This is a genomic window from Rhizobium chutanense (assembly GCF_002531935.1).
In the GTDB taxonomy this organism is placed as follows: domain Bacteria; phylum Pseudomonadota; class Alphaproteobacteria; order Rhizobiales; family Rhizobiaceae; genus Rhizobium; species Rhizobium chutanense.
Window position 1 is genome coordinate 31430 of record NZ_NWSV01000022.1, and the last position, 18082, is coordinate 49511.

17 protein-coding genes and 4 pseudogenes are annotated in these 18082 nt (G+C 57.2%); 11 read left to right on the forward strand and 10 right to left on the reverse strand.

From position 1 onward, the window contains the following. Positions 1-268: 268 nt before the first annotated feature. The 4 genes from CO666_RS24745 (at position 269) to CO666_RS24760 (ending at position 5102) form a co-directional block, all read left to right on the forward strand. Positions 269-2296: a type VI secretion system Vgr family protein gene (locus tag CO666_RS24745; RefSeq protein WP_004680430.1), complete on the forward strand. Its 2028-nt coding sequence runs from the start codon at positions 269-271 to the stop codon at positions 2294-2296. Between the two features lie 715 nt (positions 2297-3011). Continuing rightward, positions 3012-3983 (forward strand): leucine-rich repeat domain-containing protein, encoded by a 972-nt coding sequence (locus CO666_RS24750; protein ID WP_004680431.1) that lies wholly within the window; start codon positions 3012-3014, stop codon positions 3981-3983. A 526-nt stretch (positions 3984-4509) separates the two neighbouring features. Then, a complete protein-coding gene (locus CO666_RS24755; RefSeq protein WP_004680432.1) occupies positions 4510-4815 on the forward strand; it encodes a hypothetical protein in 306 nt (101 codons plus the stop codon). Between the two features lie 68 nt (positions 4816-4883). After that, positions 4884-5102, forward strand: a complete 219-nt coding sequence (locus CO666_RS24760) for a lysozyme family protein (protein WP_037147006.1) — start codon at positions 4884-4886, stop codon at positions 5100-5102. A gap of 341 nt (positions 5103-5443) precedes the next feature. On the opposite strand, the gene CO666_RS24770 is transcribed toward CO666_RS24760, so the two are convergent. Continuing rightward, entirely contained in the window at positions 5444-5743 is a 300-nt protein-coding gene (locus CO666_RS24770) for a hypothetical protein (RefSeq protein ID WP_016737472.1), read from the reverse strand. A 263-nt stretch (positions 5744-6006) separates the two neighbouring features. Next, positions 6007-6462, reverse strand: a complete 456-nt coding sequence (locus CO666_RS24775) for a phasin (protein ID WP_010024976.1) — start codon at positions 6460-6462, stop codon at positions 6007-6009. Positions 6463-6897: 435 nt separating this feature from the next. On the opposite strand from CO666_RS24775, the pseudogene CO666_RS33800 reads away from it, so the two are divergent. Continuing rightward, positions 6898-7069 (forward strand): annotated as a pseudogene (locus CO666_RS33800) (IS66 family transposase); the annotation flags it as partial. A gap of 26 nt (positions 7070-7095) precedes the next feature. Here the strand turns inward: CO666_RS33800 and CO666_RS24780 are convergent. From CO666_RS24780 to CO666_RS24810, 4 genes and pseudogenes are all read right to left on the reverse strand, one after another. Then, positions 7096-7593, reverse strand: a complete 498-nt coding sequence (locus CO666_RS24780; RefSeq protein WP_010005427.1) for a helix-turn-helix domain-containing protein — start codon at positions 7591-7593, stop codon at positions 7096-7098. A 98-nt stretch (positions 7594-7691) separates the two neighbouring features. Further along, positions 7692-8183 (reverse strand): ATP-binding protein, encoded by a 492-nt coding sequence (locus CO666_RS24785; protein ID WP_225882825.1) that lies wholly within the window; start codon positions 8181-8183, stop codon positions 7692-7694. Between the two features lie 98 nt (positions 8184-8281). After that, a pseudogene (locus CO666_RS34645) lies at positions 8282-8491 on the reverse strand (DUF5372 family protein); the annotation flags it as partial. An 884-nt stretch (positions 8492-9375) separates the two neighbouring features. After that, positions 9376-9552 carry a DUF3606 domain-containing protein gene (locus tag CO666_RS24810; protein WP_004668584.1) on the reverse strand — a complete coding sequence of 59 codons (177 nt, stop codon included), beginning with the start codon at positions 9550-9552 and terminating at the stop codon, positions 9376-9378. Between the two features lie 472 nt (positions 9553-10024). Between CO666_RS24810 and CO666_RS24815 the strand changes: the two genes are divergently transcribed. After that, positions 10025-10219, forward strand: coding sequence for a hypothetical protein (locus CO666_RS24815; RefSeq protein ID WP_010068053.1), 195 nt, complete (start codon positions 10025-10027; stop codon positions 10217-10219). A gap of 58 nt (positions 10220-10277) precedes the next feature. Continuing rightward, positions 10278-10388 (forward strand): annotated as a pseudogene (locus CO666_RS24820) (IS630 family transposase); the annotation flags it as partial. Positions 10389-10597: 209 nt separating this feature from the next. Here CO666_RS24820 and CO666_RS34650 read toward each other — a convergent pair. Next, positions 10598-10775, reverse strand: a pseudogene (locus tag CO666_RS34650) (IS630 family transposase); the annotation flags it as partial. Positions 10776-10948: 173 nt separating this feature from the next. After that, positions 10949-11860, reverse strand: coding sequence for a LysR family transcriptional regulator (locus CO666_RS24825; RefSeq protein WP_042120104.1), 912 nt, complete (start codon positions 11858-11860; stop codon positions 10949-10951). 242 nt (positions 11861-12102) lie between these two features. On the opposite strand from CO666_RS24825, the gene CO666_RS24830 reads away from it, so the two are divergent. The 4 genes from CO666_RS24830 to CO666_RS24845 all read left to right on the forward strand — a co-directional run bounded on the left by CO666_RS24830 (position 12103) and on the right by CO666_RS24845 (position 15739). Continuing rightward, on the forward strand, positions 12103-12768 hold the full coding sequence (locus CO666_RS24830) for an ABC transporter permease subunit (RefSeq protein WP_016737469.1): 666 nt from the start codon (positions 12103-12105) through the stop codon (positions 12766-12768). Between the two features lie 4 nt (positions 12769-12772). Next, on the forward strand, positions 12773-13522 hold the full coding sequence (locus CO666_RS24835) for an ABC transporter permease (protein ID WP_016737468.1): 750 nt from the start codon (positions 12773-12775) through the stop codon (positions 13520-13522). 57 nt (positions 13523-13579) lie between these two features. Then, positions 13580-14422: a transporter substrate-binding domain-containing protein gene (locus CO666_RS24840; protein WP_011053397.1), complete on the forward strand. Its 843-nt coding sequence runs from the start codon at positions 13580-13582 to the stop codon at positions 14420-14422. Positions 14423-14503: 81 nt separating this feature from the next. Continuing rightward, the gene (locus CO666_RS24845; RefSeq protein WP_004668595.1) at positions 14504-15739 is read left to right on the forward strand and encodes a CapA family protein; all 1236 of its coding nucleotides are present in this window, start codon (positions 14504-14506) and stop codon (positions 15737-15739) included. A gap of 71 nt (positions 15740-15810) precedes the next feature. On the opposite strand, the gene CO666_RS24850 is transcribed toward CO666_RS24845, so the two are convergent. Together CO666_RS24850 and CO666_RS24855 are read right to left on the reverse strand one after the other, a co-directional pair. After that, positions 15811-16296, reverse strand: a complete 486-nt coding sequence (locus CO666_RS24850) for a helix-turn-helix domain-containing protein (RefSeq protein ID WP_018247165.1) — start codon at positions 16294-16296, stop codon at positions 15811-15813. Positions 16297-16675: 379 nt separating this feature from the next. Beyond that, the gene (locus tag CO666_RS24855; protein ID WP_016737467.1) at positions 16676-18082 is read right to left on the reverse strand and encodes a hypothetical protein; all 1407 of its coding nucleotides are present in this window, start codon (positions 18080-18082) and stop codon (positions 16676-16678) included.

An 18082-nucleotide genomic window follows, 5' to 3' on the forward strand; every position in this document is an offset into this window, starting at 1 on the left:
ATCGATGTTACAAGGCCGCATGGCGAGATTTGGGTGGGATTTAGCGTGGGTGAGTTCCAAGAGACCCACACGCTTTCTTCACCCCGCCCTCCCCCGCTTGGCTCTGACGATGCGGGCCAGCAAGACATCTTGGCTGAGCAACGGTCGGCGATTTCGATGCACGAAATAAACGCTTTTCGGCATCTTCGCCGATGGCTTCGGCAGCATCCTACTCACGCCATCGGGCGCAACCGCGCCTTCTCATCAAATCTGCGGAACACACACCACCATGGTCGAGTCAAGAATCGAGAGTCTCTTAAGGCACAATCGTTTTGTTGCGGTCACTTCGGCCGCGTCCGAGTTGAATGAAATCTCTCTCCGGCGGCTCAGTGGCACCGAGCGGCTGGGGGAACCTTTCCTCTACGAGGTGAAGCTCGCCAGCCGCAATCCAGTTCAGAACTTTGCTACGATCCCCGGTCAAAACCTGACAATCGGCCTTAAGCTCAAGGACTCGCAAACCCGCTTCTTCAACGGTGTTGTTACGCGCTTCCAATATCTCGGCCTCGACGATACCGAGCACCTCAACTACGTGGCGCAGGTGCGGCCGTGGATTTCATTGCTCGAGCATCGCTCTAACAGTCGGGTCTTTCAGAACAAGACGAGCATCGAGATCATCACCACGATTTTTCGAGAACATAAAGGCAATTTCAAGAATCAGACCGCCCGACGGTTCCCACAGCGCCCATATTGCGTCCAGTACGATGAAACGGATCTGGCCTTCGTCAGCCGCCTCATGGAGCAGGACGGCATCTACTACTATTTTGAACATGCTGAGGACCAACATGACCTGGTGCTGGTCGACAACGCCGCGAGTCACATGGCCTGCACGCCTGAGATCGTAGAGACCCACCACAATCTCAGGCCTGCCCGAAGTCTTTACCAAGAAGATGTCATCCTGCATTGGGACGAGGTCGTATCGCTACAGCCGAACAAGGTCGTTCTCAGGGACTATGACCATGAGAAGCCGATGGCAGAACTGACGTCTGTCGCGCGTGTTCCTCCCGTGAGGACAGGCGGCATTCCGCCATGCAAGCTCACGGGAAGCGCCATCACCCGACCGCGGGAGAGCGTGGCGGTCAGAACGGGCGAGACCTCGTCGGCAAGCAGCGGCTGCACGGCAATGCGGGAGGTCTTCGAGTATCCAGGCCAGTATACAAAAAAAAGCGATGGCGATTTCTACGCCACCATCCGTGCCGAGGAACTCGCCTGCAACGCTTATCGCGCGCGGATCGAAAGCACTGCGCGCCAGATAACGACCGGGTCATTATTCAAGGCGGCAAATCCCTTCTACTACGGCCAGGTCGGTTCCCGCCCGAAACCCACCGATCGCTTTCTGGCAGTCGGACAGGACTTCACTGTCATCGGTGAGGTGGGGGACGATCTCACTGCGGACACCGTGGGGGGGAAGGGCGAGCGGTTCCTCTATCACAGCAACGTAGAGATTATCCCCGCGACCACCCAGTACCGACCGAGGCGCCGCACACCGGCGCGGTTGATTCACGGACCGCAGACGGCCGTCGTCGTGGGCCCCGAGGGCGAGTCGATCGCGACGGATAAGTACGGCCGTGTGAAGGTTCAGTTCTTCTGGGACCGAGAAGGCGGAAAGAACGAGAACAGCTCCTGCTGGATTCGGGTGGCCCAGAACTTCGCTGGTAAGGGTTTTGGCAACCTGGTCGTCCCACGGATCGGCCATGAGGTCGTGGTTGATTTCATCCACGGCAATCCCGACACGCCCCTGGTGACCGGCGTCGTATACAATGGCTCAAATCTGCCGCCTGAAACCCTGCCGACCGACAAAACGCGGTCGACCTTCCGGACGCATACCGATGGCGGCGCCGCTAATGCCTACAATGAACTGCGCTTTGAGGACAAGCAGGGCCGTGAGGAGGTCTATTTGAAGGCCCAGAAGAATCATACCGTCGAGGTCGGGAATATCTACAGCATCGACGTCAAGAGACACTTCCTCCTGACCTCGGGCGGCGCCGCGCCCGACTCCCCTGCCGCAGCGGCCTTAGGTAGCCGCGTCGAGGTAACACCCGACAAGATCCGCCTTGTAGTATCGGGCAGAACCGGCCCGCAGGCCATCGAAATCAGCGGCGATGGGATCGCCATTATCGGCACGATGATTGGCGTTATGGCAACGCCTCCGCGGCTCGGGTCCATCGTCTCCATGCCGCCGCCGACACCGGGTCCACCCACGCCGTCGATAATGAAGCTTATTGCGACACTCGGGCTGCCGCCTGTTACGCCCGAGTGACACGATGTCAAGGTGAACTGGTTCTGGGCCTCGGCTGTCCGGAAGTCGTTGCCTTTAAGTCGGCAGGGCCCTGCAGGCGTAGAGAAAAAGCGTAACGGCTTCGGCGTCGTAAGCTGACCTACCAAATCAACGTGACACTGCGAGATTGCCCGAAAATGAGGAAAGGTTATCGCGCGTGAGCGTTTGTTCCGGGAACTTGCGCCTCAGTTAGATGGAGTTGCCACGCGAAATCGGCCGCAAGCGGCTCCAAATGCGTCTGGTTTAGGTCTCCACCAAGCTGAAACTGGTGGATGAAATACCTTTATCACTCGGCGTCACGAAATTGCGATCAGGGCGCGGGCGGCGCAAAAATCAGCGTTCTCGATCTGGGCGTTACAGCGCTGCTTTGCAGGGCGGGCTCTCGCCTCGAAGCGCTTCTGGCGGAGCGTGGCCGCCTCGAGCAGCAGTCGAAGCCTTTCACCATGCTCGAAGGTGTCTCGCTCCTATTTGCGTTTCGAGTTCCTGATAGGCGCTGGCCATGCCTGTCAGGCCGAGTTTGCGCAGCATGTCAATGGTGGGATTGTTCAACGTCGCGATAAAAATCATGCGCTGTCCAGCTCGAGGGAGGACGCTGGCCATGCCCCCGAAGCATAACGGGATACGAATTTGGTATTGGAAGGAAAGGTCGCGACGGAAGTAACATCAGCAGTGACGCAATGACCTAAGGAACGACGCAATGTACGGCAGAAGGCAGGGGGGTGTTGGCAATAGTTCCGAACAAGGCGGTGAAGACACCTTTAACTGGGTTGAAGGCTTGACTGGCTCCTCGTCCGGCGAAGCGGCACTGAAAGAAATTTTACTGGCCTGGGCGGAAGACGGGCAGCAGGAGCAGGACGAGGACCGGCACGAGGCAATGGCACGGATCGAGGCCTGGACGGAAACCCGCAATTTTCGTGCCCCCCTGAACTTAACATCGCTGTCCCTAACGGCACTGCCCCCCACCTTACCGGCCGGCCTCCAGCGGCTCAACGCCAATGACAACCGGTTGGGCAGGCTGCCCAACAACCTCCCGCCCGGTCTGCGAAAGCTCTCTGCCTGCGACAACCAGCTGACCACGCTGCCTGAGGTTCTTCCGGACATGCTCGAGACGCTCTACGTCGACGGCAACCGGCTGACCAGATTGCCGAACGAGCTTCCTTCCGGACTAAAGTATCTCTACGTCAACCACAACCGGCTGACCAGTTTGCCCGATAACCTGCCGCCTGAGCTCAGGGAGCTTCATGTCACCCGCAACGAAATCGCGCACCTGCCGGAGAATCTCCCCCTCGAATTGACGGATCTCCGCGCCGAACTCAATAATATAATTCGCCTGCCCGAGCGCCTTCCTGCAAAGCTCACGAGGCTCGAAGTCCCTCACAATGAACTGACTAGCCTACCCGAGGACCTCCCGGCCACCCTAAAGTGGCTCAGCACCGACAGTAATGAACTGACCCACCTGCCCCCTAACCTGCCGAGGGGGCTGGAGGAGCTTAGCGTTCGTGGAAACAACCTGAGAGGACTTGGCGACGGGCGAACTGCACTGCCGTACATTCTGTCGCAGCTTCCGCCTCATTGCAAAGTGTACCTGAATAACAATCCGCTGCCAGATCGACTGCGGGCGCACCTGAGCGCGCAAAGCGGGACGAGCCTTCCGCAGATCTTTTTGTGATGCTGCCTGACAAACGGGCCAAACTAGGTCCCTGCGTTTTGAGTAAAAGGCCTTTTGCCGAAGCCATGGCGGTGGGGTGCAGGCCAGGTATGACGCGTGCGGATCAAAAACAATGAGTTTGCAGGTTTATGCCGCTCGCCGGAATATGTTGAGTTGTGGAAGCAACAGACGTCTCACTGAAGACTATGGCCGGAAAGCCCAGGCTCGGCACTTGTGTCCTTCGGGCGACCTTGCATGCGAGCCAGTTCGTACAAAGGATTACCCGCTATCGCGTACCAGGAGGTGCGACGCGTACGGCCTAGAGGCATTGCCGCCGGTTGGAACGTTCGGAAGCTGGACCCAGATTTCAACAGGCCTCAAGCGCATCCACCATTTCCACATGGTCCACCCCCAGCATCGCGTATTCGTTGATCTAACTACCCGAGACTCCAGCCTACGGGCCTATTTGCATTCGTCGGCGATCGACGACTCTGTCGCCTATTAGTTGAAATAGAGTTTTCGTGGCGAGCCAGCAGAGGAACAGCCCATGGATGAGAAAAACAGCCCCATTGTTTGCATCTCGGGTGTAGACGAACGAAAGCTCGGCGCCGCTCTAATCGCGGTCCAATCGGCATTTAGTGTCGCGATTGCGGAACTATCGAAGCTTCACAAAGGGAACAGTCCTCAGTGGTTCGAAGACCTGGAGGAGGTGGTAATCGCTAACGCAAAAGGCACAGTCACCGAGGGCATCTCGCTGGATGTCGAGGTGGAAAGCCTCAAATTCGGCATCGACGTCCTTCGGGCGATCTTAGATGTCAGCCGCGTTGAGCTAGGCTTTGCAGCAAAGGAATAACCTTTCGCCCAAACGAGGTCTCGATGCTATTGGCGCCGGAGATGTTCGATGCACACTCGAACCTTCGCATGAGTACCGCGCTCGTCGCCAAAGTCGCCCGCATCGTCACCAAATGGTATGGCCGTCCGACAAACCAGGAGGTCTTGCCGCAGATGATCGACGATACGACCTATGCATGGCGCACCGGCGTTTTTGAGGCAACGCGCGTTTTCCATGCGGAAGACCCGGGCGGACCAACCTTCATCGGGGGCAATTTGCGCAAGCCGGACTCCCATGGAAGACAATAACTTGTCGGACGCTGGGCGCACGAGACTGAGGGACTCAGCGTTGAAGATGTGCCGACAAGCTCGGCATTAGCGATGCACCCTGTATAGCGGGCAGCGACCGCCTTGCCATGCTTGAAGATGCCCTGAGCCGACACGCCCACAGTTGATAAAGATGTCGACTCAGTACCGCCGGCCGCTCCTCACCTTCTACCTTGCTGAGCCGCCAGCCATTGCGGCTCGTGGCAAGGATTTTTCGGACTCTTCCCGAGAATATGCACAACGCGACGCAGCGCTTGTCGACCCGCTGTTTCGTGAAGTTCGCGCTCGCCAGGAAATGGTGCGTGATGAGCCCTTTGTAAGAGTCACCCTTGCGCCGGCAGTCCGAGACCTCCCCGTTCATCTGGTTCGTCGTCTGGAATCGCAATCGATCGATGATCGACCTCCGCCCCTTCGTCGCAGGGATACACATCAAGTGGATTTGACCTGGACAGCGACCGCTCGCGCTGGAGCGCCGAATACCGGCGGCGCATTTCACCGGACGCAATCGACCCTGCCGTCCAAAGAGCGACCAGTTCCATGAAACCCGGGTCTTCATCGATCCGGATTCCTCGCGCCTTCCAACGCGCGATGACCCGCTCGGCTATGTCCCTGCGTGAATCCATTACCACTTCCCTGCCCCCTGCCCCCTGCCGCCTACGCGGTTAGATACCAAGATGGTGGGTTCTTCGCCAGTTCAAACCGTCCAATATGTCACGCCGGCCGCCCGCGATCCGTTTTCAGGAGCTTGTTAGCTGGAGCTATCGAGATCGCAGGACACACTTTCCAGCTCTCTCCCGACCTGATGGTCCCCGTCACCATCTTTTCCGTCCATGAATAAGGTAGGCCGCCCCCGATCAGTCCAGGCGATTTAAGTGCGAGTCCGCTTTTACGTCGCCTTGAGGTCCGTCAGCACCTTGTCAAAAGCATCCTTGACCGGCTTTGAGATTTCCTCCACCGCCCTGCTTGAGAGCACCCGGACTTCCTTGGCGTGCTGCAAACTTGTCTCAACCCGCTTGCGGAAAAAGGTCGACTGCTGTTCGAGGATCTGCGACGGCGAATTCGCGCCCAGCAAAGCTTGCAAATGTGAGAAGCTGGCCTCGGCGTCGGCCTGCAGTGCAGCGATCGTCTTCCACCACAATTCGTTGCCGAATAGACTTGTCGTTTCGAGGATCGGAGGCAGCATTTTCTGTGTCGCTTCAGCGCCGGACGCAAATTTCAAAAAAGCCTCTGTCACCTTCTTGTTCCCCTTTTCAACAGATGCGCCGAACTGATCTGGCACCTTGAGCGACGATGACCCCGGGTTTTCGATCGTTTCAAAGGATCTTTCGGAAATCTTGGTCATTGCATTTTCCTTCTCTTTGAGTTGGTTGCAAGCTGTGACATCGGGATTGACCCTTCCGCCGGCGGATGCATGGCCGCTTGGTAGAACGCGGATCCGATGACGAACGGTCAGGTGGCCTCCGTTCCGTTCGTTTCATGAACCGGCATAATGCAGACTGCTTTCTGCCGCTTGTAACCAGGGATCAGCAAACACCATGCCAACTGCTCCGACGCGCCAAGAAGATCATTTTCTTTTATCAATGGGCGGGTTGAGGGCAGGTTGATGTGTATTTGACGGAGAGACCGGCGAACAAAACGTTCCAATCACGACAAACCTGACAAAAGTGGCGGATGCCCGACATTTGCGAGAAATGTCGACGGTTGCGCTGGGGACAAGGGAATTCACGTGGACTTCAAATCGCGCCAAGGATCATGTGCCTGTTCGTGGCTAAGGGGCGTTACCCGGAAAATCAAAACTCGCGGAGCTCTCCGCTATTCCATATCGCGCCGCGATATCTTCGAGCGCTTCCTGAAAGACGGCCGCGTCGAAGTGGACTCCACATGTTGAGCGGGCAATCAAGCCCCAGGCGTTAAGAAAAAATAGCCTGTTTGCTGAAGGTGACGAGGGCGCGACATACTCCTCATCTGATGATGTCTATAAAAGAGGATTTTGAACCGGATCCTGAGATATCGGACGCCGGGATCGCCTGGCATCGGCTTCGCGGCGCACGGTTTCGTGTTGAAGGTCGGAAAGCTGGATGATCCACGGCGCTCCGGTGCATAACTGGCGAGCGGGAAGGACACCGCTGCTGACCATCCGGTAGGCGGTAGCTCGACTCACCTTTAGAATGTCGGCGGCCTCGTCGAGGGTTCTCTCACCGCGTTCGGCCCGTTCACCTTCTCGATAGACGGAGATGCCGTGGATGTTGCGAAGACTGCAGACGTGGCTTCGCGTCCAGCTGGCGCCATGCCCTGTCCGCTTGCCGGATCGATTCAAGATCGCTGCGATCGACAAATCGGGCAACTGCCTCGCCAAGTTGCGAACGAGATCGACAACATCAGCCTTAACTGCCCAGCGGGTCTGGCCGATCTTGTTTTTCTTCACCGTCATCCGGGTGTGATCGCCACCCTGCCAATGAATGACGAGCGCCAATGTGTCGTCAACGGTATCGACAATGATTTCTTTGATCAGCAGCCGAATGATCTTTTGGCGTGTCTCGATAGACGCGTCGGGACCTGTGCCATGCCTTACTATAGATCGCTACCGAGCATCATCAATCTTGTACGGTCGTCGGCCGATAAAGCAGGCGTGTTACGGTCGGTCGAGAGCATCTCGAACTGGACCTCGAGATCACGCAATAGGATCAGCTTCTCATTCCAGCGCCGCTCCAGTTCGCCGGCGACCAACCGATTGCCCGGATCGACAGCATCATACTGGCGGCGCGCCCTGGCAGCCTCGTATTGTGCTTGCTTGATTAAGTTCTCGAGTTGCTGTTGATTGTCGCTATGACGCTGCGTGTGCGCCTCCATTGCCCGCAAGGCCGCCTCGATTCCCGGAGGTTGCAATCGCTCGAGCACCTCCTGCGCCACGGCCCGATCGACCCGCATGCCGCCGAACCCGATACAGTTGCCGACCGCCATGGCGCCGAACGTGCCGCGACAAACATATCGCTGCGCCGCCTTTCCCGGAGTATTGAATGTGCAATCGGCGACCGCAGCGACCGCAACGGAATAGTCAGGCAACAAAGCTTGGCGCGCAGTTCAACGAGTTTGGTTGCCGAAAGGCGCGGCGCAGCTACGATCTCGATCGAACTTGCCGCAGGATCAAACATCCATGCCGGAATTTGAAATGAACCACCGTGTGCCAGAATGAGCAGATAGTGAACGCCTTCGTGCTCATGGCTGCCGGTTACCAAGACGGTTTGGTCAACCAGTGGATGGAAGGGATAGGTGACCCTTGCTTCAAACGTCGGAAATCCGGCATTATGAACCCGGCTCGGAAGGCGGCGGCAGGACTTGGGCGACGATCGCGACGCTGCTTCAAACTGCATTTTGCCGCGCGCGGCAAAAGCACGTTTATACTGACCAGCAAACTATGCCGATTAACCGACTTTGCCAACGTTTCCGGCACCATAGCAGCCGCCTAGTCGGCATAGCTTAGGGTCTCTCCGTCGCGAAGGAGAGGACACATGAACGCAACTCAGGATCGCATCGCCCTATGCAGGAAGCTAGTCTACAGTCCACATCGGGACGACGATGCACGTGGCACTCGCTAAGCCTGTTTCGGGATCTGATCGACTGGCATGTCGGCAATGGAATACTCCGCAGGATTTAAGCGAGGTTCACGTCGACCGCTTCCCTGAGCATCGTTTCAAACACTGGAGACCCGACTCGGGCGATTGATCGGCGCTCCGCCGCTCGCCTTTGGCGTTACGGGAGAATGGCTTAATACCGACCGCGCTTCCTATTCAGCGCAGTGAGCACGAGAAGATCGACGATGCTGGCCGGTCCCAAAAACGGGATGGCAGCTTCTAGAAGTCGATTGAACGGACCGGTCGGGACCGGCGTCCGCACGCGGTGCCCCACGGTCTGTGGGCCTCTGAATTCTGTTCTGCAGGTAAAGTCAGCCGACGCCGTCGCGTATCGCGACTTTGGAGCTCGTTGGGTTCGCTCGCCAGCCCCTTCCTCATGCGATGCGGCTCCGCCCCTTGCAAGAAACGCTCCGGCGTCCCAATACTTTTGGCTTTGCTCGACGGCGCTGTATCCCGCAGCTTCGATAGCCTTGCTCCGAAACGCTTCCTGCGGGGTCGTCAACTCCTGCAGTCAGGCGCCTTCCGCCGCTGCGTTATGATCCGTCGGAGCCAGACTTTCAGCGGCTGTTTCCGCCGCTGACTTTATGGCTGCGGACCCTCACGGTTGAACTCTCCAACCCGGATTAGTGCCGGTCGAGTTCGGCTTCGACCTTCTTGCGACTGTTGCCTACGTTCTTCACGGTCTTCTTCACCGCTTCCTTGGAAATGCCTTCCTTCCGGGCTTCGTACTTCACCTCGTGATCCTGACCACCTGCGACGCGAGCACGATCCTGGCTGCGGGCTTTGGATGTGGTTGCCACTGAGATCCTCCTAATGTCGGTCCTTACGAACGGGCGCCGATTCAATAAGTTCCGGCCTCCGTTATGGTGAGGCGCGCTTCGGCGATGTCGCGGACGCGCTGCACATGGCCTCGGGCGAGATGGTTCACTTCGACGATGAGATCGCGCAAGGCATATCTGCGACCGCAGTTAATCAGTAGCGGACAATTCTTCCCAGGCAGTTGGTACGGCTCGTCGTGTGCCTATGAGCAAACCCATGGATTGATTGTCATAGAAAGCAGGACTAGAACAACAGCGCTAATGCAGGAGCGCTCGGCATCCGAACGCAGAACAAGATCGCGGCGGAAGCCACGCAAGAGCGTCGTCTGCGAAGAGAAACCAAGCGGCTCGGCAGGTTGCGGCTAACCTCTGACCGAGTCGGCACCACGAAGGAGCCAACCCATCGGGGACAGATCCCCCTCAGCCGCTACATCAACGTGATTTGGAGTTTGGAATGGATCAATTTGCTACCGCCGACAACACCTCCGCAGCCGCTCGTCGCCGCGAAGCCAGGATTGCGAAGGGCTACAGCCTTGAGGACCTGGCCATCGCCACCGGACTTACGGTCGAGGAAATCGCAGCGGCCGAGGAACCCCTTCAGATCGTGCCTCAGCACCACCTCGAGCGCATTGAGCATGTGATCTCATAGCTTCCGTCGCCACCGGCACGCGGTCCCGGTTTAGGGGCCGCAGTCAACCACGGAGGGCGCGGAACGAAAGATCGATGCTCTATGGGACGTCCTAGGCGCATTGATGCTCCGCTTCACGCCGACAGAATGCGCAAACTACTTCAGGGCTGCTGGATATGAGCCGGATTGAACAGGATTTGCTCTAGTCGATATTGCGTCCAATTGAAGTGTCATCCGCCATTTTAAGATAACTGCAGAATCACTTAAAGAGAACATGGCACCAATGATCGCACAAACAACCGGTCCGCTTCTGCCAACCGACGCAGTTCCGATTGTCGCGATGTTCTTCTACGATATGGCGCAACTATCTGCTCGGTGGCTTAGGTAAGCCACCGCCGTTCGCGGCTTGTGGCTACTCATCCTGCCGGGCTGCGCTGTCCGTCGCGTCACGCGCCGCACCCAATCGATCGCGATGCTGATGCCAATGCGGAAGCGCTTGGACGCCGCCCGGCACCACACCCCTCCTGTATCACCGCTTCTACAACTTCTCGCGGTTATTCGAAACAGGTCTCGCCATCCAGCTCAGCCTCCTGACCGGCCAGAAGGATGAATCTGATTTGCGTCATAGGGAATCCTTCTCACGGGTCTACCTAAAATCATCCCGCTCTAAGCTTACGCGCACAACTCGCGGTTCAGCATGAACTCGCAACATCTGTTTTACGGTGCGAGGGTCATACCTCGATGCGATCGTCAAGCAGCCCGATCTGTCAAAGCCGCGACTATCTCTTCCAATGCAAATCTTAGGCTATCACTCAGCTTTCGATCTTTTTGCCAAACGACGACGTAGTGATATGTTGCCCCTGGCTGAAATTCGCGGAATGCAACGTCGAATTCAGCATATTCGCTCGCAATGATCTCGTTCGTAATCGAAACGCCGATCCCTGCCATGACATAGCCAATGTCATGGCCATTGGCGTCATATTCCACGGCGATGTCAGGAGCGGTTCCCATATATCGAAGGGCATTGACGCTCATTTGGTGAGAGGCAATTTGCGGGTCGATATCGATGATCGCCTCACTAGCAAGATCTTCGGCAGTGACAAGCTGCTGTGCCGCAAATCGATGGTTGGCCGGAAAAAGACATACGTTGGTGGCCGAGCCGACGGGCACCCAATCAAGAATGCGCTCATCAAGAGGCAATCGGGAGATGCCAAGATCCGAGCGGCCGTTTAACACATGATCTGCAATCTGCTCATAAGTTCCTGATTTCACCTGAACGGCGTAAGAGCGGCTTCTCTCCCGAATCCTTTTGACCACTTTCGGCAAGGTCGCGAAGGAGAAAGCGCTTGGCGCCGCGATGCCGATCATTCGCGTATCGTTGTTCCGCAGGAAGTCGATTGACGGTCCGATCCGATCAAGTCCGGCAAACGCCGCGTCGATTGTGCGTAGAAATTCCCATGCCTTGACGGTTGGCACCAGTCTGTTGTTTTCCCGGCGGAAGAGCGCGAAGCCGACAGTCTCCTCTAGCTGCTTGATGTTTTGGCTGACCGCCGGCTGGGTTATTCGCAACATCTGCGCTGCGAGCCTTTCCGAGCCGGCGCGCATAACCTCCCGCAATATTTGAAGGTGGCGGATCTTCACTCCGGAGTCGGTGACGTCCATGGCCGGGAATCTCAATCGTGGTCGAGCGACGCGCCTCATAAGCTGCGCTTATCAAAACTTCCTGAATCTTATAAATTGACGGCGGCAAGTCAAAGTATATTTTTGACATACGCCAAACTTAGAGCGCCGGTTAAGCTAATGAATCCAATCTACCCTCGGTTAAATCTCGGCAAGCCCTTTGTATATGTCGGGAGAATACCTTTCCTATTTCGGTGCGCTCGCAAGAATATTGGAGACTTGCATTGTACGCATTTGTAGATCAATTTTTATCTGGATTGAAGAACACACTTTTAGTGTTTGCCTTGAGCTGCGCTTTCGGGACCCTATTAGGTTTGCTTATTGCCGTTCTCCGCAACTCGACCCGTAAGTCGGTTTCATCGTGCATGCGGGCCTACACGGGCATCATCCGGGGTGTTCCGGAACTTCTGATCATCCTCCTGACGTATTTCGGCGGAACCGCCCTTTTGAGCGCGATTGCCGGTGGCTACATCGAGATTAATGCATTTGCGGCCGGTGTCGCGGCACTGACCGTCGTGTTCAGCGGGTACGCCGCGGAAATATTCCGTGGTGCGATCAACGCGGTTGCACCAGGCCAACGAGAGGCTGCAGCGGCGCTCGGGCTTTCGAACGCGCAGATTTGGTTTCTGATCATCATTCCCCAGATGATCCCGATCGCTCTGCCGGCATTCTGTAACCTTTGCATCTCCTTGATAAAGGATACATCGCTGATTTCCGTCGTCGGGCTGACGGATGTCATGCGCGTCGCCTATATAGGCGCAGGCTCACTGCGCGCTCCACTCCCCTTCTATCTCGCAGCGTCTGCAATCTACCTCGCCCTCACAAGCCTGTCCCTTCTTTCGTTCCGGTTATTGGAGCGCCGCTATTCGCTCCCGGCGATGAAAGGTTGAGGCAATGAGCATGACCATCGCGCTTGAAGCGTTTCTCACCCTTCCCCGCGGCCTTCTTCTCACTCTGGTTCTGACATTCGCATCGCTTGCCGCAGGCTTCGCCGTCTCGGTCCCGCTCGCCTTCCTACGGGCATCATCAAATCCGTGGGCTTCCGCGCCCGTGCTGGCATATACCTATGCGTTCCGCGGCACGCCACTTCTGGTTCAGCTTTTCCTGATTTACTACGGGATTGGCCAGCTTCCCCTCGTCCGCCAAAGCTTTCTATGGGCCGTGATGCGAGAGCCGTTCTGGTGCGCCTTCATTGCTTTCACCCTGAACAGCGCCGCCCATACGACAGAAGTTCTGCGCGGCGGGATCCAGGCGGTCCCGCGTGGGCAGATTGAAGCGGCCAAAGCCTTGGGCCTTTCCCGTTTCCACACTGCCCGTCTTATCGTGTTCCCTTTGACCCTCAGGATCGCTCTTCCCGCCTATGCAAATGAGGTGGTTGGAATGCTGAAGGCAAGCTCCCTTGCAAGCACCATCACGCTGCTTGAGGTGACCGGGCTCGCCCGACAGCTGGTGTCGGAGACATTCGCCCCATACGAGGTCTTCATTGCCGCGGGGGCTTTCTATCTGCTGCTTACCCTCTTGATCACGCAAGGTTTCCAGATGCTGGAGACGCGTTGGACGCCGACGGCAAACCGTCCACCGCCGGCGCAACCTGTACCTCGAAGAGCGAACGGAAAGCCGCCTCTCGCCTCGGCTGAAACTTGACGCCAGCCCACATCCCGGACGCCAACAATCAAACTCAGCAATGAAAGGAACATCGTCGTGAAACGAACACTTCTGCTTGCCCTGTCTCTTGTCGTCTGCGCCAACAACGCGGGAGCAATGGACAGGAAGACACTGACAATCGCCTCTGAAGGTGCTTCGCCGCCCTGGAATGCCATCACCCCCCAAGGGGAGCTCGCCGGCTTTGACATCGACGTCGGCCGCGATCTTTGCCGGAGGATGAAGTTCGAGTGCACTTTCGTGCCTCAGGACTGGGACGGAATCATACCGGCGCTCACCGTTGGAAAGTTCGATGCCATCATGTCGGGGATGGCGATAACTGAGAAGCGGAAGAAATCTATCGCTTTTTCCAAGCCCTACGCCGGAGGTTTCAACCAAGTTGTCATACGCAAAGATCTCAATCTTCCGCCCACGGATACGTTGGCCGAGCTCGACCTCACAACTATCGACCCTGAAAAGCAGGCAAAGATCGAGGAGCTTCGAGCCGCTCTCAACGGCAGAACTTTGGGCGTATTGCGATCATCGAATTCGGAAGCGGTGCTCAATGAACTGTTCGGAAAGGTCGCGACGATCAGGAGCTACGATTCCCAGGACAACATGCATCTCGATCTCGTGGCTGAGCGCATCGATGGCGGTCTTGCCGACTATTTCACCTGGAAAGCCTTCCTCGACAGCACGGATGGCGGGATTGCGACGCTCTACGGCCCGCGGCTCTCCGGTGGCCTGTGGGGCCCGGGTGTCGGCGTCGGGCTCCGGCAAGATGACGGCGAACTGGTTGCGGCATTCGATAGCGCCATCGAGGCCGCCACGAGCGACGGAACCCTGAAGCGGCTGAGCGAGCAATGGTTCAAGATCGATGTTTCGCCGCAGACATCGAACTAGACACTGGCTTTCCGACACGCATTTCCCCCGAAGCCATAGTGCGTGAGCAGTCGGCAGTCCCAAAGATCGAAGGTAGACCATATGTCCGCACCCTTTTCCATTGCTGTCACCGGCCAGTCGCTCATCCGTCATGATCTTCGAACGATCGGCGATCCACGGCTCGCTGAGATCGCCGAGATCCTCAAAGCAAGCGATGTTGCCTTCACCAATCTCGAGACGACTATCTATGGTCGTCATGGTGGATGGCCGCTCAAAGGCAGCTATTTCGGCGCTGCAGCGCCGGATGTCTTGGCGGCGTTGAAGGAGCTCGGTTTCAATAGCCTGGCTCTGGCGAACAACCATGCTTTCGATCTTGGACCGCCGGGGATCCTCTCGACGCTGGAGGAGGTTGCGGCACACAATTTCCTGCATGCCGGCATCGGCCACAACAAGCATCATGCTTCCACGGCACAGAAAATGACGTTCGGATCCCGAAATGTCGCGCTGATTGCCATGGATGCCGGGCCAGGCCCGTCTTTCATGTACGCCGAGGACGCAACTGAGGGCAGGATAGCAAGGCCCGGCATCAATAGTCTGAAAGTCTCCAGGGTATTCGACCTGGAAGCGGGAACATTCAACTTGCTTCGCTCCATTCAGGAGCGTCTTCTAAGTTCGCCCTTGGAGCGCGCGAATTATGCCCAGCCAGAGGATCCGCCTGATCTTCATGGCCAAGACGAAATTGATTTCTATGGAACCGTGTTTCGCAGATCAGATGAGACCGCTCGCCGCATCGTCATGGACCGGCACAGCGCCAGGGCTCACCTTTCGGCGATCGCGGAAGAAGCGGGCCGCGACACGCTCGTCATCGTGTATTTGCATCATCACCATTGGGAGCCGAACTGGCAGCAAGTCCCCGTCTGGGTCCGCGAATTTGCGCACGATTGCGTTAACGCGGGCGCAGGCCTCTTTGTCAGCCATGGCGCTCCGGTCCTTCAAGGGGTTGAGATATATCGGAATACGCCAATTTTCTACGGCCTTGGCAACTTCCTCTTCCATACGGAAAAGGACGAACAGGAATGGAGCCCGCCGGAAGTGTGGAGGAGCGTCATCGCGACCTGCAATTTTGGATCTAGCGGACAGCTGGAAAATGTACGCTTGCGTCCGATTGTGATCGGTGGAACCGAGGCATTATCGAATCCTGCACGCGATCGCCTCCCCTTCCCTGTGCTCGCCGATGGCAGAATGGCGGCAGACATCCTTGACGATCTTGCCGACCGCAGTGCCGGTTTTGGCACTGTGCTTGACCGAGAGAAGAACGTTGGCCAGATCGCTTTTTAGAACCTGCAGTATGCGGCGATAACTCTACGAACCGCTGACCAATTTTTGCGGCCGCGCTCTTGTTGGTCTTTTTATGGGGAAACGTCCTTGTGTTCTTCCATCTCTTCATCGACAATCGAGCTGACGAGGGCAACGACCCGGCTGCGCACACGCGGAGAAAGGAGCAAAACGTCGTCTATCAGACGCCGTCCCTCCGCCGTGGATATGTAGGCAATCTTCCCATCGATCTCTGTTATGAATTGCTGGCCCTGAGTGGTTTCGGGATCTGGAAGGCCTTCGAAAAACCTCGAAACCGGGATCTTGAGGCAATTGGCAAGCTCGTAGAGCATCGAAGCGCTGACGCGGTTCTTACCGCTTTCATATTTTTGTACCTGCTGCAAACTCACCCCGATGCCGGCGCCGAGATCCCCTAGGGAGACATTCGACTGCATTCGGCGGATACGGATTTGCTGTCCGACATGCCGATCGACTGGATGTACCGACTCGCGTGCAACATCCGACTGTTTGGCTTGCGCAGGTCTCGAAGTCCGAACCTGGGCTGCTACATAGCGCTTCATGGTGGTCACCCCGATGGAGAGTTTCACGCGGTGCGCCCCCGCTGAAAACTCGCTCAACCCACTGATCGGGGAGTTAGAACACCGTGCTAGACGGCCCTGTGGCCTTTAGTTCCGAGGAACCTGGACATACGCCACAGGCTCCTCGACCGAAGGTCAAGGAGTGTGGTGCCGAATCGGCCGACACCAACCGCTAACAGGGGGTTCTAATCCCCAAGGCAGCGCGTACTGCCTCGCTGCGAAACCTAGTTGAAATCCGCCCGCCGCGCAACCGAATTCTTTACAAGATTCAATAGCTTCGCTTTACGCGCGGACACTTGTCTCAAAAGCGAGAGGTCACGCTTCGGGCGGTAAAGTGGACAGAAAACCAAAGGAGGTGCGATCAGCGGAACGCCCATTGCGAGGAGTGTCTGCCCACCCTCCGGGAGGAGTATGCCACCGCAAGCTCCGCCCATAGGGGGTCCTGGGTGAAGCTGGAAAAGGGCCCGCAAGCGTCGATAATGCTCATCTTGCCGAACTGCTCGAGAAGCGTTGCAATACCCCCGCGGCTAACTGCATTCAGCAGCGAAAACGGCTCGCACGGCGAGGAGATGATGCGATGGCCCCAAACCCCCGGCCGTTCGTCCTTTGACAGTGCGTTGAGAAGCTGTGTGTCACGATGGTTGTTCCTCAACGCCTCGCAGAATGCCCAGCGCATCAACGGATAATAGATCGTATGCCGACTTCCACCCAGGACACGCACGCCAGGCAGGATCGACGTTACGATGAACATCAGCAGAAGGTTCGGAACGATCCGGCCAGTTCTCAGGGCCTCCACAAGACTTGGCGGCGAGAATTCAACACAGACATCATCTGTCTCCTTCGACCGGAGGACCCTGCCATCCAGCCAAAGTGGAAAAAGCCGCCCTTCAATGCAGCCCCAGAAAAAATGCGTCGAGTTTTTCAGCCAGCCTCGCCAAGCCGTGTCAGCGAGTTGATCGATGCAATGGATGAGGCGCATCGCGAATGCTCGGTCCTCGATCAACGAGGCTCGCAGCCAGGACCGGCCATCGGAAAGGTGGTCCGCGACCAGATCGGCAACGTCGCTATCGTCAAGCTGAAGAAAGTCCACCTGGCTGTCAGAATACCGCTTCCAGAGGCAAAGATTTGCCGCTTTGATCGCCTCTGCCGCCGACTGGAATTCGCCAAGAGGCAAAAGGTCTCGCAAGCAGGAAATTGCCTCCGAGTCATGACCGGGCCTGTCGACGTTTTGAAGATGGAATCTGTAGCAGCCGTTTCTGCCAAGAATGCTGTAGGGGATCATTTTGCTGCGCGACAGGCCGAAGACATTGACTGCATCGCCATCGACGTGGAGCCAGGCCGGACCCTTGCGACCGCGTTCCACGAACTTCACTGTCGAGCAAGCGTAGGAGATATAGGATGTCCTGCCATGCGCGCGAAGTCCCATCAGGGAGAACAGATGGGTGTAAAAGGCGTCAGGCTCGATCAACAGGTGGAGGTGGGGGCCACACTGCAGCACCGGAGCGACTTCGATTTCGGTTTGAAAGCGCGTCACGGCCCCTGCTGAATAACCCTGACGTTGCGCGACGGCCGCCACGCGTGACCGCAATAGAGACATTGCCTGGCTTCGCGCGACGCAGCCCGATTGATCCGATCCAACCGAGAAAGCCGCCTTTGCGTAGTCGTTCAGCGATGCCTGCTCAAACTGACGCAACCAAGGGAATAATTCAAAAATGAGGGTCAACACCTCACCTTTTGAAACCAGGTCGCTATTGGGCGACGTCTCCAT